This is a genomic window from Streptomyces sp. NPDC028289, from assembly GCF_055565975.1.
The window spans coordinates 354,201-369,627 of record NZ_JBVHTI010000009.1 but is presented as its reverse complement, the minus strand read 5'-3'; the positions used below and the strand labels follow the sequence as shown (position 1 = coordinate 369,627).

The 15,427-nt window shown below is 70.4% G+C and carries 13 protein-coding genes and 3 pseudogenes; 8 read left to right on the top strand and 8 right to left on the bottom strand.

Going from position 1 to position 15,427, the window contains the following annotated elements; translation table 11 throughout:
* Nucleotides 1-12: 12 nt before the first annotated feature.
* Nucleotides 13-228 (bottom strand): annotated as a pseudogene (locus tag ACZ4UV_RS41450) (MFS transporter); the annotation flags it as partial.
* Between the two features lie 29 nt (nt 229-257).
* Nucleotides 258-1,208, bottom strand: a complete 951-nt coding sequence (locus tag ACZ4UV_RS41445) for a TIM barrel protein (RefSeq protein ID WP_451020308.1) — start codon at nt 1,206-1,208, stop codon at nt 258-260.
* Nucleotides 1,209-1,429: 221 nt separating this feature from the next.
* On the opposite strand from ACZ4UV_RS41445, the gene ACZ4UV_RS41440 reads away from it, so the two are divergent.
* Complete coding sequence (locus ACZ4UV_RS41440; protein ID WP_390035198.1) at nt 1,430-2,455, top strand: LacI family DNA-binding transcriptional regulator; 1,026 nt, start codon at nt 1,430-1,432, stop codon at nt 2,453-2,455.
* 3 nt (nt 2,456-2,458) lie between these two features.
* Here ACZ4UV_RS41440 and ACZ4UV_RS41435 read toward each other — a convergent pair whose 3' ends face one another.
* Nucleotides 2,459-3,463: a substrate-binding domain-containing protein gene (locus ACZ4UV_RS41435; protein WP_451020309.1), complete on the bottom strand. Its 1,005-nt coding sequence runs from the start codon at nt 3,461-3,463 to the stop codon at nt 2,459-2,461.
* Between the two features lie 490 nt (nt 3,464-3,953).
* Between ACZ4UV_RS41435 and ACZ4UV_RS41430 the strand changes: the two are divergent.
* Nucleotides 3,954-5,048, top strand: a pseudogene (locus ACZ4UV_RS41430) (CapA family protein); the annotation flags it as partial.
* Between the two features lie 462 nt (nt 5,049-5,510).
* Nucleotides 5,511-5,810 carry a hypothetical protein gene (locus tag ACZ4UV_RS41425; protein ID WP_467845221.1) on the top strand — a complete coding sequence of 100 codons (300 nt, stop codon included), beginning with the start codon at nt 5,511-5,513 and terminating at the stop codon, nt 5,808-5,810.
* Here the strand turns inward: ACZ4UV_RS41425 and ACZ4UV_RS41420 are convergent.
* Nucleotides 5,797-6,471 (bottom strand): HAD family hydrolase, encoded by a 675-nt coding sequence (locus ACZ4UV_RS41420; RefSeq protein WP_451020312.1) that lies wholly within the window; start codon nt 6,469-6,471, stop codon nt 5,797-5,799. The genes ACZ4UV_RS41425 and ACZ4UV_RS41420 overlap by 14 nt on opposite strands.
* 86 nt (nt 6,472-6,557) lie before the next feature.
* Here ACZ4UV_RS41420 and ACZ4UV_RS41415 point away from each other — a divergent pair, with 86 nt between their 5' ends.
* On the top strand, nt 6,558-6,983 hold the full coding sequence (locus tag ACZ4UV_RS41415; RefSeq protein WP_451020313.1) for a hypothetical protein: 426 nt from the start codon (nt 6,558-6,560) through the stop codon (nt 6,981-6,983).
* A 14-nt stretch (nt 6,984-6,997) separates the two neighbouring features.
* Here the strand turns inward: ACZ4UV_RS41415 and ACZ4UV_RS41410 are convergent, their stop codons facing one another.
* Both ACZ4UV_RS41410 and ACZ4UV_RS41405 read right to left on the bottom strand, forming a co-directional pair.
* Nucleotides 6,998-10,267 (bottom strand): tetratricopeptide repeat protein, encoded by a 3,270-nt coding sequence (locus tag ACZ4UV_RS41410; protein ID WP_467845216.1) that lies wholly within the window; start codon nt 10,265-10,267, stop codon nt 6,998-7,000.
* A gap of 155 nt (nt 10,268-10,422) precedes the next feature.
* Nucleotides 10,423-10,830: a hypothetical protein gene (locus tag ACZ4UV_RS41405; RefSeq protein ID WP_451019386.1), complete on the bottom strand. Its 408-nt coding sequence runs from the start codon at nt 10,828-10,830 to the stop codon at nt 10,423-10,425.
* Nucleotides 10,831-10,986: 156 nt separating this feature from the next.
* Here ACZ4UV_RS41405 and ACZ4UV_RS41400 point away from each other — a divergent pair, with 156 nt between their 5' ends.
* Entirely contained in the window at nt 10,987-11,229 is a 243-nt protein-coding gene (locus tag ACZ4UV_RS41400) for a hypothetical protein (RefSeq protein ID WP_451019385.1), read from the top strand.
* Nucleotides 11,230-11,249: 20 nt separating this feature from the next.
* Here ACZ4UV_RS41400 and ACZ4UV_RS41395 read toward each other — a convergent pair whose 3' ends face one another.
* A complete protein-coding gene (locus ACZ4UV_RS41395; RefSeq protein ID WP_467845498.1) occupies nt 11,250-12,041 on the bottom strand; it encodes an IS5 family transposase in 792 nt (263 codons plus the stop codon).
* 106 nt (nt 12,042-12,147) lie between these two features.
* Here ACZ4UV_RS41395 and ACZ4UV_RS41390 point away from each other — a divergent pair, with 106 nt between their 5' ends.
* Both ACZ4UV_RS41390 and ACZ4UV_RS41385 read left to right on the top strand, forming a co-directional pair.
* Nucleotides 12,148-12,921, top strand: coding sequence for a GNAT family N-acetyltransferase (locus tag ACZ4UV_RS41390; protein WP_467845212.1), 774 nt, complete (start codon nt 12,148-12,150; stop codon nt 12,919-12,921).
* Between the two features lie 417 nt (nt 12,922-13,338).
* A pseudogene (locus ACZ4UV_RS41385) lies at nt 13,339-13,795 on the top strand (transposase domain-containing protein); the annotation flags it as partial.
* A gap of 76 nt (nt 13,796-13,871) precedes the next feature.
* Here the strand turns inward: ACZ4UV_RS41385 and ACZ4UV_RS41380 are convergent.
* Nucleotides 13,872-15,023 carry an ISAs1 family transposase gene (locus ACZ4UV_RS41380; RefSeq protein WP_467845209.1) on the bottom strand — a complete coding sequence of 384 codons (1,152 nt, stop codon included), beginning with the start codon at nt 15,021-15,023 and terminating at the stop codon, nt 13,872-13,874.
* 156 nt (nt 15,024-15,179) lie between these two features.
* On the opposite strand from ACZ4UV_RS41380, the gene ACZ4UV_RS41375 reads away from it, so the two are divergent.
* Nucleotides 15,180-15,356, top strand: coding sequence for a hypothetical protein (locus tag ACZ4UV_RS41375; protein WP_451019256.1), 177 nt, complete (start codon nt 15,180-15,182; stop codon nt 15,354-15,356).
* The last annotated feature ends 71 nt before the right edge of the window (nt 15,357-15,427 follow it).

The window sequence follows — 15,427 nt, the reverse complement described above, 5'->3', positions numbered from 1 at the left end:
TCCCTTCAGGGGTCAGGAGAAGCACGCCCGGAGTTCGGCTTCGAGGGTTTCGAGGGTGCGGCCCCTGGTCTCGGGGACGTAGAGCTTCACGAAGGTGAGCGAGAGGATCCCCGCCACGACGAAGAGGAAGAAGGTGCCGGAGATCCCGACGGCGGAGACCAGCGACGGGAGGACCAGGCCGATCACGAAGTTGGCCGGCCACAGCACCACGGCCGCGACGCCCATCCCCTGATGACGCCGGTGTCGTAGCCGCCTCCTCACCGGTCGCGGGCGGGGCGACGGGTACCCGACAGGCCGTGGCCGTTCAGGTACTCACGCGTGCTGGTGGCGATGGGCAGCGGCACCTCGGGGTCGCACGGGTACAGGTCCTGCTCGACGATCACGAACAGCTCGGCGTCGAGCGCGGCCAGTTCGGCGATCACGTCGGCGGGGTTCGGCACTCCGGCGGGCGGCGAGACGCAGACGCCCCGCTTGACGGCCTCGCCGAAGCCGAGGTCCTCCGCCGCGACCTGGGCGAGGACCGCCGGGTCCATCTGCTTGATGTGGACGTAGCCGACGCGCTCGCCGAAGCGGCGGATCAGGTCGACGTTGTCCCCGCCGCCGTAGGCGACGTGCCCGGTGTCCAGGCACAGGTTCGTGTACCGGCCGTCGGACTCGTTCAGCAGCCGCTCGATCTCCGGCTGGGTCTGGATGTGGCTGTCGGCGTGCGGGTGGACGACGAGGCTTACGTCGTACTCGTCGAGGAGCAGCCGGCCCAGCCGGTCGGCGGCCTTGCCGAAGCCCGCCCACTGCTCGGCGGTCAGTTCGGGCGACTCGGTGAACGCGCCGGTCTTCTCGTCCCGGTACATGGGCGGGATGAGGACCAGGTGGTGGGCGCCCGCGGCCTGGGTCAGCGTGGCCACCCGGCGGACGTGGGCGAGCATCTCGTCCCAGGCCTCGGGGCGGTGCAGCGCGCCGAACGCGGTGCCGCCGGAGACCTTGAGCCCGCGGGCGTCGAGCTCTTCCTTCAGCCGCCGCGGGTCGGTGGGGAGGTAGCCGTAGGGGCCGAGCTCGAACCACTGGTAGCCGGCCTGTTTCAGTTCGTCGAGGAAGCGGGTGTACGGCACCTGGTGCTCGTCCTCGGGGAACCAGATGCCCCAGGAGTCGGGGGCGGAGCCGAGGCACAGGTTGCCGGCGGTGGTGCGGAGGGCGGTTGGCGCCGTTGCCATGGCGTGTCCTTCGGGGGAGGGAGGGGGCCGTGCCGCGTGAGACGGGCCTTTGTCGCGCTCTACTAGTGCGCTCTAGTGCGAGTACGATGACCCCTGTCCGAATGTCATGTCAATACCTTGTTGCGGGAGGATTTCCGGGAGATCCCCGGGGCAGGGCCTAGGGTTGGCTCCGTCGAAGGGTGGGTGTGCAGGTGGATGGAGTGGGCAGGCAGCGGCCGACGATGTCCGACGTCGCCGACCGGGCGGGTGTCTCCCGGGCGCTGGTGTCGATCGTGTTCCGCAACCAGCCGGGCGCGAGCCAGGAGACGCGCGAGCGGGTGCTGCGGGTCGCCGACGAGATCGGTTACCGCCCCGACAGTGCGGCCCGGCTGCTCGCCCGGGGCCGCAGCCGCACCCTCGGCGTGATGTTCACCGTCCACCAGACCTTCCACACCGACCTCATCGAGGGCGTCTACCCGGAGGCCGAACGGCTCGGCTACGACGTGCTGCTCTCCGCCGCCGCCCGGGGCCGCAGCGAGGAGAAGGCGGTCGAGGCGCTGCTCGGCCACCGCTGCGAGGCGCTGATCCTGCTCGGCCCGGACGCGGAACCCGGCTACCTGGACGAACTCGGCCGGCGCGTCGTGACGGTGTCGGTCAGCCGCCGGGTGCCGCGGGCCCGGGTGGACTTCGTGCACAGCGCGGAGAGCAAGGGCGTCCGGCAGGCCATGGACTACCTGGTCGAGCTCGGCCATCGCAGGATCGTCCACATCGACGGCGGCCGGGGCCCCGGATCGGCCGAGCGGCGGCGCTCCTACCGGGCCGCGATGCGCCGGCACGGTCTGGAGCCGGAGATCCGGGTGATACCCGGGGCGCACACCGAGCAGTCCGGCATCGAGACCGGACGGCTGCTGCTCGCCGAACGCGACCGCGGGCTGCCGCTGCCGACGGCGGTGCTGGCGGGCAACGACCGTTGCGCGATGGGCGTGCTGATGGCGATGACCCGAGGCGGTGTCGAGGTGCCGGGGGACCTCTCCGTGGTCGGCTTCGACGACAGCCATCTCTCCCACCTCATGCCGGTCGGCCTCACCACCGTCCGCCAGGACGCGCGGCTGATGGCCGAGTACGCGGTGCGGTTCGCCGTGGAGCGGCTGGAGGAGCCCGAACTGGAGCCGCGGGAAGCGGTGCTGGACCCGAAACTGGTGGTGCGGGGCACGACCGGGCCGCCCCCTTCAGGGGACGGCCCGCTCGACCCGCTGATCGCCGACTGAACGTCAGCGGGTGCCGTTGGCCGCGAACTTGGCGATCGAGTCGGCGTTGTCCTTGGTGACGAACGCGGGGCCGGTCAGGACGGGGGCGGTGCCGCCGCCGCTGTAGTTGCCGTTGTTCTTGTAGAGCCACAGGGAGTCGACGGCGAGGTAGCCCTGGAGGTAGGGCTGCTGGTCGACCGCGAACTCGACGGAGCCGTTCTGGACGGCGGACACCAGGTCCTTGTTGAGGTCGAAGGTGGCGACCTCGGCCTTGCTGCCGGCGTCCTTGACGGACTGGATGGCGGTCAGGGCGATCGGGGCGCCCAGCGTCACGACCTGGTCGATCGAGGAGTCCTGCTGGAGCTTGGCCGTGATGGTGGACTTGACCGAGGGCATGTCGGTGCCGTTGACGTAGATCTTGTCGGTCTTGCCCTTGAAGCCCTTGGCCAGGCCCGCGCAGCGGGCTTCGAGGGCGACCTGGCCCTGGGCCTGCACGACGCACAGGGCGTGCTTGGCGCCCAGCTGGTTGAGGCGCTGCCCGAAGGCCTCACCCGCGATGTTCTCGTCCTGGCCGAAGTACTCCAGCATGCCGAGCTTCTTCCAGGCGTCCAGACCGGAGTTGAAGCCGACGACCGGGATGTCCGCGGCCCTGGCCTTGGTCACCACCGCCTTCAGGGCGTCGGGCGTCGCCGCGGTCAGGGCGATGCCGTCGACCTTCTGGTCGATCGCGTTCTGCACCAGGTTGGCCTGGTTGGCGGCGCTCGGGTCGGCGGAGTAGACCAGCTTGATGTTGTCCTTCGCGGCGGCCGCGGCGGCGCCCTTACGGATCAGGTCCCAGAAGGTGTCGCCGGGCTGGGCGTGGGTGATCATGGCCACCGTCATGCGGGGCGTGGACGCCTTGCCGGCGGACGCGGCGGCGCCGCTGTCCTGGGACTTCTTGCCGCCTGAGCTGCTGGAGCAGCCCGCGGCGAGCAGGACGCCCGCGAGAACGGTGGCGGCCATGGCGGCGGCTCGGTGGTTTCTGTGCATGTCCCTTGCACCTCGCTGTGCGGTCTGGGTCGGCTCTGGAGAGCGGAAGGAGCCGGCGATGAAACGGGGAAGGCGGACGCTCCGGCGCCGGGCTGACGGTCGATGAGTCAGGGATCACCACCGCCGTCGCGACGGCGACAGCGGTGGCCCGCCGGCGGTGGGGGCTCGGCACCGGTGGCCGACCGGATGCCTCGCACAGGCGGGGGTGGAGCTCCGTGCCGACGGCCAGAGGGTGCGGCCGACGGCGGCTGGTTCTGTGCTAGAGCGCTTTATTAGCGCGCTCTAGTGACACGTACTATGGGGCGGCCTCCAGGGGATGTCAATCACTTTGTCATGACGTTCCAACAAATCCCGGAGGCTGTCCGTGCAGCTCGCCGACGGCCCGGAGGCCGGGCGCCGGGAGCGGCGGACGGCGACGTGTCGGCCGGTGTGGCGGAGACCGGTGTGCCCTGCCGCTCCGAGGGGCGGTGCGGCTCCGTAGTGTGGAGCCATGGGCGACGGCACGGTGACGCTGTTCCTGTGCGGGGATGTGATGCTCGGGCGCGGTGTCGACCAGATCCTCGCGCGGCCCGGTGATCCGGCGCTGCGGGAGGACTACGGCGGGGACGCCCGGTCCTACGTTCGCCTGGCGGAGTCGGCGGGCGGCCCGATCCCCGCTCCCGTCGCCCCGTGCTGGCCGTGGGGCGAGGCACTGCGGCTGCTGGAGGAGGCCGCGCCGGACGCGAGAGTGCTGAATCTGGAGACGTCGGTGACGCGCAGCGACGCGTTCGCACCGGGGAAAGCGGTCCACTACCGCATGCACCCGGACAACCTGCCCGCACTCGCCGTCGCCCGGCCCGATGTCTGTGTCCTGGCCAACAACCACGTGCTCGACTTCGGCCGCACCGGCCTGACGGAGACGCTCGCCTCGTTGGACCGTGCCGGACTGCGAACGGCGGGCGCCGGACGCAACGCCCCGGAGGCGTACGCGCCGGCCGCGGTCCCCCTCCGCGACGGCCGCCGCCTCCTGGTCTTCGCCCTGGGGGCGGGGTCCAGCGGCATCCCGGCCGACTGGGCGGCGACCGAGGACCGGCCGGGTGTCGCATTCGTTCCCGAGTTGTCGGCCTCCTCGGCGGCGGAGGTGGTCACGGCCGTGCGCCGGGCGCGGGGCGCCGGCGACCTCGTGGTCGTGTCCGTGCACTGGGGCTCCAACTGGGGCTACCTCGTCCCCCGGAGTCAGGTCCGCTTCGCGCACGCCCTCGTGGACGGCGGCGTGGACGTCGTCCACGGGCACTCCTGTCACCATCCCCGCCCCGTCGAGGTGTACCGGGGCCGGCTGATCCTGTACGGCTGCGGCGACTTCATCGACGACTACGAGGGGATCACCGGCTACGAGGAGTATCGCGACGACCTCCGTCTCGCCCACCTCGTCACGCTGGCCCCGGACACGGGCGGGCTCACCGGCCTGCGGATGGTGCCGTTCCAGGTCCGGCGGCTGCGGCTGGAGCCCGCCCCGGCCGAGGACCGAGGCTGGCTGTGCCACACTCTCGACCGGATCAGCCACGGTGTGCACATCACCTTGGCGCCCGACGGCGCCCTGACCCTGGGGGCGGGGAGCCGGGCGTCTGACGGCTCAGCCCGGCGGCGGGTGGAGGATCAACATCAGCGCGTCGCCCAAGAAGGTCACACCGGGGCCGGAGCGTCCTGTTCCCCCGTGGACGAGGTCGTGGCTTCGGCCGGCGTCCACGAGTGCGCCGGCGAGGATCCCGTGTGCGGTGGTAGTGGAGTGGCTGGAACTCGTGTAGGCGCGGGACAACTGCGCGATGACCCCGGCCACGGCGGGGTCCGGGACGTTGCCCTCGTACCGGATGTGCCGTGCCAGCTGCCCGCACGCCGATCGGACGCCCTCGGGAGGGCCCTGGACTTCCAGGTCGAGTGCCCTCCCGGCCCGCCAGACCTCGTGGATGACCTGGCCGATCAAGCCCCGTAAGCGGTATCGATCGTTCCGGTCGCAGAGCACGCCGGCCCACTGGGCTGCTGTCCAAGCGGCCAGGCTGACCTTTCCGGAGTGGATCTGCTGGAGCGGCTCGCTGAGGTACTGGTCTCTTCCGCAGCGCTGCGCGGCAACGAGCACCTGGTCGAACATGCCGTATCTGTCGCCGAGTTCGACGCGGTCGTCGACGGCACAGGCGTGGACCGTGGTGGTGAGGACCCGGGCGGCGTCCTGGAACGCGCGGGACGCGGCGCGTGCCCGGCGTGGCCAGTTCGCGATCTCGGAAGCCGTCGGCACCTGACGCAGCAGGGCTGCGGCGCGACCGTCCGAGCCGTATATGGAGCTCATGGCGCTTCCTTGCTCAACGCCGGGTGATGCCGGGCAGGATCGCGTCGCCCAGCAGTCCGGGAAGCTCGCGCATGTCCTGGAAGAGGCGGGTTCCGGGTCCTTCGAGTTGCTCGGCCGTGTTCACCCCGCCGGTGTAGCCGAAGGTGCGCATTCCGGCCGTGCGGGCACCTTCGAGGCCGAAGGGGCTGTCCTCGATGACCACGCAGTGCTGCGGAGGGACGCCCATCCGTGCTGCGGCATGCAGGTGGAGGTCGGGGGCGGGCTTGGGACGAGCCACGTCGTCCGCGCTGAACATCCGCCCGGTGAACAGGGCCAGCAGGCCGGCGCGGCCCAGGGAGCGGGTCATCTTGTAGTGGCTGCCGTTGGAGGCGACGCAGTAGGGGACGGCGAGGTGCTCGATCACCTCCCTGACACCGTCCACGGCGGTGAGTTCCTTGTCGATCAGGTCCCAGTAGGCCTGTTCGAAGGGGCCCTGCCAGTTGTCGGGCAGGGGGCGGCCGAGATGGTGTTCGATCTGCTCGCGCATGTACTGCCTGGAGTGGCCGACGAAGCGCTGGGCGATGTCCTGGGGGGTCAGGGGCCAGCCGAGCTCGGTGATCAGCGCGGAGTCGACGCGTACGGCCAGGCGTTCGCTGTCGACCAGGACCCCGTCGCAGTCGAAGATGACCAGTTCGGTCGGGGAGTTCATGAAATGCCGGTCCAAGGAGGTGAGTTGGCCAATATGGTTGCGGTCGGCGACACCGGAGGGGTCGCGGTGCGGAGGGCGGAGGCACGATGGGCACCTGGTCGGTGGAGATAGCGGTCGCCTCGCCGGTCGTATCCGACGAGTCGGTTCAGGCCGTCCGCGGGGCGCTGAAGGACATCCGGGGCGACCTGGTGGGTCTTCCGGCCGTGTCCGGCGGGGTGGACCGGGTGGCGGACGCCTCCGTGCCGGGCCGCCAGGGCGGTGAGTTGCTCCGGTTCCTCCTGGAGATCGCCCCCGGAACGCTGGACGCGGTGCTCATGGTCGTCCGCGCGCGGCGGGAAGCCCGCTCGCGCGACGCGTCGGTTCCCCTGGAGACCTCCGTACGGGTCACCGGCCCGGACGGTGTGGTGCGCGAGACGACGCTGCGGGGCGAGGGCGACGATGTGGTGCGCGCCCTGCGTGAGCTGCGGGGCGCGCCGGACGGCGACGACGCGGAGGCGGACCGGGAGGAGTGAGGTGGCGGGCGGGCTCACGCGCCTGCCTGCTGCTCCAGGGCGGCGATCTCCTCGGCGGTGCGCAGGGTGTTCGGGTGCTCGTGCCCGATGGCGGCCTGCTGGTCGCGCAGCAGGTCGCGCAGGTTGGCCAGGGCGCCCGCGGCATCTCCCTGTGCGGCCTGCCATTTGGCCTGGTTGAAGCGGGTGCGCAGGGTGTCCTGGTGGTGCGGGCCCAGGACGGATTGCTGCAGTGGCAGGAGCTGTTCGGCGAGTTGGCGGGCGCGCGCCGGATCGCCGGCCGCGCCGGTGAAGTCGATGATGTTGTTGACGGTGCGCATCGTGTCGGGGTGGGAGGCGCCCAGGGTGCGGGTACGGCGTTCGCGTGTTTCCTCGAGGACGCGGATGGCGTCGTCGTAGCGGCCCATGACGCCGGTCCACCGGCCGAGGTTGTTCAGGGTGCGCAGGGTGTCGGGGTGGTCCGGGCCCAGGACGCGGATGCGCGCGGGCATGAGGTCGGTGAGGATCCGGATGGCTTCGGCCGGATCGCCGTTGACACCGCTCCACAGCCCGATGCCGTGCCGGGTGCGCAGGGTGTCGGGGTGGTCCTCGCCGAGGCCCTCGATCTGCTGCTGCACCAGGTCGCGCAGGAGCGCGAGGGTCCGCTCGGGCCGTCCGGCCTCCCCGTTCCAGTAGGCGATGCTGTAGCGGGTGCGCAGGGTTTCGCGGTGCAGCGGGCCGAGACGGCGGATCTGCAGCGGGAGCAGCGCCTCGAACTCCTCGACCGCCTGGGCGGGGTAGCCGGATTCGCCGGTCCAGCGGGCCAGGCTGTTGCGGCACGACAGCGTCTCGGCGTGCTCTTCGCCCAGGTGCTCGCGGCAGTCCCGCAGGACCTCGCGGATCTGGTCCATCGCCGCTCGGGGAGCGCCGGCCAGCCCGGTCCAGCTCCCCAGGGCGTGCCGGGCCTCCAGGGTGAGTTCGCTGTGCGGGCCCTGGGCCGCGCCGATGCGCGGCACCAGGTCCTGGAGGAGGTCGCGGGCCTCCGAGGCGTGGCCGGAGACGCCCCGGGTGAGTGCCGCGTCCAGTTCCACGCGCATGGAGAGGGTGTCGTCGGTGCCCAGGGCGTGGGTGACGTCGGGCAGGAGCTGGGTGTAGAGCCGGGTGGCGGACGCGAACAGGCCGCAGCGGCTGGTCCAGGACGCGAGTTCGCGCCTGGCCCGCAGGCTGCGCAGGTCGGCGGGCCCCAAGGTGTCGGTGATGGTGCGGGTCCAGCGCTCCCAGCGGAGCCTGTTCTCCCCGGCCAGCGCCGCCGGACGGCCGATCAACACGTCGATGGCGCCGTCGGGGTCTCCCGCCTCCCACCGGTGGGTGGCTTCGCTGCGCTCCGCGTAGGCGCGCACCGGATCATCGCCGCTGTTCCTGCCCTCGGCCATGGGAGCGAGCTTAGCCAGGGCGTCGGCGATTGCCGAGTGGGCACGGATGGCGCTCGGAAGCACCGGGGGCCCCGAGCGTTGCAGGTGGTGGATGAAGGTCGGGTGGATGGCGGTGAGCTGCTCGCTCTCGGTGCCCGGCTCGACCCGCTCCACCAGATGGTGCAGGGCGACCAGGGCCGTGCGCACGCCCGCGACGGTCGCCGGACCGCCCAGGCGCAGGGACGCGGCGCACAGCACCGCCAGCGGGACCAGGACGCTCTCGCCGCCGTAGGCCAGCACGGCCAGGACCGCGGCCAGGTGCCGGTCGGCGTCCTCGCGTCGCTCGCGGCGGTACTCGCCGAGGGCGCGGGCCAGAAGCCGGTCGTAGAGCTCCTCGCGGGTGGTGGGCAGCCCCGTGTCACGGTCGGTCTCGCGTTCGGGGCGGCCGCTGAGCTCGTTGCAGAGCAGGGTGACGATCAGCCAGTTGCCCTCCGCGATCCGCACGATGTCGGTGACCCGGTCGGTGGGGATGTTCCTGCGCTCCGCGTACCGGCGCACCTGGCGCTCCGTGGACGGTGGCACCGTGACACATGCGAAGCCGGCCGGGACGATGGCGGGGTAGCCGTACTCGGGCCGGTGACGGACCGACACCACCGTGCTCACGTGGCCGTAGCGGTCCGCGTCGCCGAGTTCGGTGATGCATGCCGTCACCGCCGTCCCGGCTTCGGCGGGCAGCTGGTCCAGCGCGTCGACGACCAGGAGGACCTCCACCTCGCCGGGCAGGTGCCGCAACGGCCCGGTGAGCCAGCGCTCGGTGGCCGGCAGCGCTTCCACCTCGTCCTGCGGCATGGTCTGCAGGAAGGATTCCTCCGCTTCGAGGAAGGCCTCGCGGGCCGACATGTACAGCTGCTCGTTGATCTCCCTGGCGAACTCCTCCGGCGTCGTGTCGGCCGCGATCGGGAAGAACGCCACCGCCTGACGGGGCAACGACCGGTCCGGGTTCGGGCCCGCCCGGCCCGGATCGATGCGGTCGATCGCCGTCATCTGCAGCGTGGCGCTCTTCCCGGAGCCGCTCGCCCCCAGTACGGCCACCCTGCGGTGCTCTCGCACGGACCGCGCCACCGGATCGTGGCCCTCGGGGCGCTGGTAGCGGCGGTGGATCTCGTGCAGACCGCCCTGCCTGCGGGTGACCCGGGCGACCAGGTCCGCCACCAGGCCCTTGCGGCTCGCACGGTTCGCGCTGATCCACAGACCCGCATCGTCGCTCTCGTCGTGGACGAAGTGGTGCGGGAACTGGTCCTCCCACTGCGGGATGTGGCGCTGGAAGTCCGACGCCCTCAGGTACCGGCCCGCGTCGTCGATACCGGACTCCAGGTACCTGCCCACCACCCGGCTGAAGCGCGCCTTCCAGCCCGCCTCGTAGCTGGTGGCGGTGGACACCGAGATCCGCTTCATCGGCATCGACCACCTTCGCTCACCGGCCAGCCGTCCCGACTCGCACGTGTCGATGACGAGGATCACGCCGTCCGAGCCGGGGAACTCGCCGTGGAGGGCGCGCAGTCGGGCGCCCAGCGGGTATCCCCGGGCCGGCAGTTCCATCAGGCTGACAGGGTGATCGGCCGGGATGAAGTGGTACAGGTCGTCGTCGAAGTCCGAGGACCCGTGCCCGATCAGGTACAGCACCAGCGTGGCTCCGGCGAGCGAGGCGGCCGCGAAGGCCTCCCGGATCCGCTCCTCCAGGACCTCCTTGGTCGGGTCCAGGAGTACCCGCAGCCCCGCGACGGCGGGCTCGCAGGCCCCCAGGACCGGGTCGTACAGGGCGTCCGCGATGACCTCGGCGGCCTCGTGCAGGTATGCCTGATCGTCTTCGTACGCGAGCCATCGTGCACTGACCACCAGCCCCACACGCCCTGACCGGCCCACGGCACCCCCCCCAGGCGGCAACGACCCGAACCGCAGCGACAGCAAGCGACTGTAACGGACGGTGCAGGCGGGTGTACCCCCTTTCGAACCGGTCCGCCGCACACCACGAAGCCCGGTGGCGCAGCCCGTCACCGCGTGCTGCACACCGTCCGCGGAGCGGCTCTGCTGTCGGTGCCCCGCGCGGACCGGGCGTCCTGCACCCGCTGCACGTCCTGGAGGAGACGCAGGATGCCCGGGTCCCGACCCGCGGCGACCCGGGCGATGGTCTGCAGGACGGCCTCGTAGAAGGCGTCCCGTACGGCGGGCGCCATGACGTCCGAGGCGTCCAGGCAGCGCGGGCCCGTCCGGAGCCGCTCGGAGATCTCGCGTTCGACCCTGCCGTGCTCCGGTCTCACCTGACGGTTCGCCGAGAAGACGTCCAGGTCGGCCCACTTCTGCTGGCCCTCCTTGGAGGCCAGCTCCTGGATCAGTTCGCTGGCCTCGGAGCGGCTGCTGAACAGCGCCGCGAAGTCGCCGGTGACCTCGTGGGCCCGCACCGGGCCGCCGCCGGGCAGCAGCGGGGGAGTCCGTCAGGCCGGCGTGCTGTGCGTCGCTCTTGTAGAAGGAGCGGGCGAAGGAGCCCTGGTACTCCAGGCGACACCCGCCCCAGCCGTCGAACAGCAGCCCGTGGCTCTTCGGGGAGCCGCGGTGGTGTGACCCTGGCCTTCCGGGATGATCACGCGGTCGTCCATCTGATGAGTGACGCTGAGCGGATGTCTCTGCTCGTAGGAGACGGCACCGCGCCCTCGGGTGCCGAGGTCGAAGTCCCGATCATGGACGACCTCGCCGCGTTCAAGAGTGACTTTGTCCTGCATATCGATCGTGCGTGGGACCTGGTGCACGACTTCACCCGGACGCGGGCAGCCGGCCCTCTGGGTGAGTGGTGTGAGGTGTAGCCACGAAACTCAGGCCGCGATCATGATTGATGCTTCTTCAGCCGTCTCCAGCAGATGAGGCCGCAGGCCAATGAGACGAAGGCGTTGTGCAGTTCGGTTCGGCGTTGCCAGCGGACGGCGAGGCGTTTGAACCGGTGGAGCAGGGCGAAGGTCTGCTCGACGACGTAGCGGAGCTTGCCCAGGCCCTTGATGTTCGGGGCGCCCTTGCGGGAGATCACCGGCAGGATCCGCCGCCTGCGCAGCTCCTCGCGGTTGGGGTTGGAGTCGTATCCCTTGTCGCCGAGCAGTGAATCGGATCGGCGGCGTGGCCGGCCGGGACGCCCGGCGAGGGGAGGGATGCCGTCGACCAGGGCGAGGGTCTGGGTGACGTCGTTGACGTTGGCAGCGGTGGTGATGGCTTTGAGCGGGGTGCCGCGTCCGTCGCAGATCAAGTGATGCTTGCTGCCCGTCTTCCGCCGGTCGACCGGTGACGGACCGGTGTCGGCTCCCCCTTCTTTCGCACGGATGTGGGAGCCATCCACACACGCCCGGGACCAGTCGAGTTCGCCGGTCGCATTCAGTTCGGTTAGCAGGATGCGGTGCAGCCGGTCGAAGACCCCGGCCTGCTGCCACCGCTCCAGACGCCGCCAGCAAGTCTGTCCGGAGCCGAACCCCAACTCCAGGGGCAGCAGTTGCCAGGCTATGTCGTTGTGGAGCACGTACAGGATGCCCTGCAGACACAGCCGGTCCGGCACAGGCCGAGGCCCTGGTGATCGCTCCGGCCAGGGCGGCAGCAGCGGCTTGATCAGCGTCCACAAGTCGTCATCCACGATCCACGGCCGAGTACTCACACCGTCCCGAACGGCCGAATCGTCACATCGGTCACGCCCGGCCAGGACACCTCAACAAGATCGTGTTACGAGCTCATAGGATCGCCCCGTGAACGAAATTGACGACCCGTTGATGCCTGTTGCGTCTGCCTATGCCGCAGTTTTTGAGGACCTGGCCGCTGCAACTACGGGGCGCACCCGAAGGGGACCGCAGGGCACCGTGCTTGCGATCTCGGGGGCACCGATTGCCGCGCTGAACGCGATCATCAGTCCCAGCCTGGAGCCGAGCGCCGAGGAGATAACGGCGTTGGCGGCTGCGGAGAGCCCGTGGGAGCTCCCGTGGAGTATCCACGTCCGGGGAGTTCCGGGTCCGCTCGTCGCCGAGGCGGCAGCGCAGCACGGCCTGACTCATTTCGAGCGAGAGCCGCTCATGGTCCGGCCCTCCGGCCAGGGACTGCCGACGGAGCCGGTCGTTGATGGCCTGCGGGTACGGGTTGCGCGGGTCGATGAGCTCGATCTGTATGCCAGGACTGTGGCGGAAGGCTTCGAAGCGCCTCACGAGCTGTTCCGGGTACTCGCCGATCCGTCCCTGGGGAAGATCGACGGGGTCACGTTCTACCTTGCGGAGCTGGATGGCGTGCCTGTGGGAACGGGCATGGCCGCCACTTCTGGTGATCTGACAGGCCTTTTCAACATCACTACGCTCCCCGGCTACAGGCGGCGTGGTTACGGTCGAGCCGTCACGCTGGAGATGATCCGTGCAGGTTTCGCCGCAGGAGCCGGCACGGCCTACCTCTACGCGTCCAAGATGGGCGAGCCCGTGTACTCCTCGATCGGCTTCCGCACCGAGGAATACCTGACGGTGATTGCTGCTCCGTCATAGCTCGTCCCGTCGCTGACTGGTCAGCGATCTCGGGAGGCTCGGCCCATCTTCCTTCTCCTACGAAATCCCGGCCAGGCAGTCCCCCTGACCAGGACTCGGCTTTATTGGGCAAGTGAGGACGTTCCAGTCCAGGCCGCCGTCGGCCACGTCCCCGAATAGGCCACAGACCGCGCGCCCAGCCCATTCGCCTGTTGCCGGCCGGGTACCTGCTGGTCCCACCCGACCCGTGCGTCCCCGAAACTACAGCGAACTCCTACCGCGCGGCGTACGTAGCCAACGGTTGAACCAATGCCACGAAGTCAAGGCTGGCCCCGCGTCGTCAAGGGCTGTCGGTGCATGCGTAGTTCGGGGCACGTAGGACGGGATCCCCTGGCAGGAGGAAAGCCGACCAAGACTTCTTCCGTTCAGAGGATCCCGTTGCCGAGCCAGTCTGTCACCCGCACCTTGACGCGTACTACGACCGTTGCCGCCGGCGCCTTTTGCTCCCGGGCACCTCGGCGGGTTAACCCAGTTCCTGCCCTTCGAGCTCGTGGACGACGTACTCGAGCAGACCGGAACCCTGCAGCGCCGCGTGCGTACTCTTCCGTCCCGGGTCGGTATCTACTTCGTGCTGGCTCTGGGACTTTTCCCGGGCCTGGGGTACCAGCGCGTCTGGGACAAGCTCATGGCCGGTCTGTCCGGGCTGAACCCGTGTACCCCTTCGGAGGCAGCCCTGCGCCACTTGCGTAAACGGCTCGGGCGAAAGCCGTTGGAGCTGCTCTTCAATGTGCTCGCGGTGCCGCTGGCACGCCCTTCGACGTCAGGCGTGTGCTACCGGCGCTGGCGGACCGTCGCTTTCGACGGCTGCAACTCCCTCAAAGCCCCCGACATGCCGTGAATTCGAGCCTTGCTCGGCAAGGTCCGGCACCACTGGGGCCAGGGTCCCTTGCATGATCGAGGTATGTCCGGATTCATCCGGTGAGTCGGAGGGCAGCCAGGGGCCTTCGCCAGTCGCGGGCGGTGTGACGTAGAGCGGCGGCGATGCTGGTGTGGCCATCCTGACGGTGGACACCGATGGCGAGGTTGCGCAGGCCGGCCATGATGCGCGGGAGATGGCCGACATGGATCTTGGAGTCGTCCTCGCGGAACGTGCGGTCGCGGACGTGGTGCAGAAGATTTTCGATCTTCCAGTGCCCTCTGATCCAGTCGGCGAGCTGGGCGCCGGTAACCGCGCCGGGCGGCAGGGTGGTGATCAGGTAGACGCGCTCGATGGTGAGCTTGCCGCTGGTGAAGTCCTTCCTCCAGCGCACGACTTGCAGGGCCTGGCGGGCATCTGGGTAGTCGAGGTGGGCGAAGGCTGCGGCCTTCAGCCGCCGGATCTCCAGGCGGTGATGGGCCCGCGTACGGTCGTAGTTGTCGAGCCTGATCTCACGCCATGGCAGGCGGCGGAACCTGTCGAACAGGCTGGGATGGTTGGCCTTGACCTGGGCAATGTAGTGGGCACCGCGCTCGCGGAGGTAAGTGCCGTGAGCGTGCTGGGTGTGCAGCGCGTCGGCGGTGACGACCGTGCCGGTCAGGTAGACGCTGTCCAGCAGGGGCCGGAAGGCGGGGATCTCGTTGCTCTTGTCGGTGACCTGGCGCTGGGCCAGGACGTGGCCGGTGTGGTCCATCGCGACGAGCAGGGTGACGTGGGTGCGCGAGCCGCGCAGGGCCTTGCCGTCGACAGCGATCGCCCGTAGTCCGGGGCCGGCCGGGGTGGCGCGGGCGGTGAGGAAGGCGCCGACCGCCCGGTCCAGGGCGTCGCCGTCGAGCTGGACGAGCAGACGGCGCAGGGTGTGAGGGGGCGGGACGGACACGGTGCCGGAGAGCGGGTCGGTGGGGAAGCCGAGAACCCGGCAGGCCCACGCAGGGACGTCGCCGATCCATTCCGTGATCGCGGTGAGCGAGCGGGCACCGGCCAGGACACTCGCCGCGGCCGCGGCGACCAGGGCGGACAACCGGTAGCGGCGGCCACGGGCGCCTCGCGGGTCGGGCACCAGATCCAGGAAACCAGACAGCGCGACCGCGTCCGCCAGCGGGACCGGCGCGGCAGTCCGGCCCAGTTGGGCCAGCGCGGTGGGCATGGGAGAAGATGCAGGAGCAGGCACGGACTCGCCAGGTGTTCATGGGACTTCGACACTCACATGATCACTGAGACCGTGCCTGCCACTGCGTCCGCCCCCTGCCCGAACCGGGATGTCCCCTCCAAGGACGGGCCAGCACAGCACCCCGGACGAAACGTGATCAAGCAACGGCCCCTGACCACCGCGGGCAGCGTCACCAACATCGAACTGCTCCGCGACCACCGCGCCGACCTCGCACTCGTCCTCACCGACACCGCCCGGGCCGCGCAGGGCACGACGCTCTTCCCGCACTCGGTGCCCCTGCGCGCCATCGGCAGGGTGTACGCGACCTAGCTCCAGTTCGTCGTCCGCGCCGACTCGCCCGTGCGCACCGTCTCCGACCTGGCCGGACATACCGTTTCGCT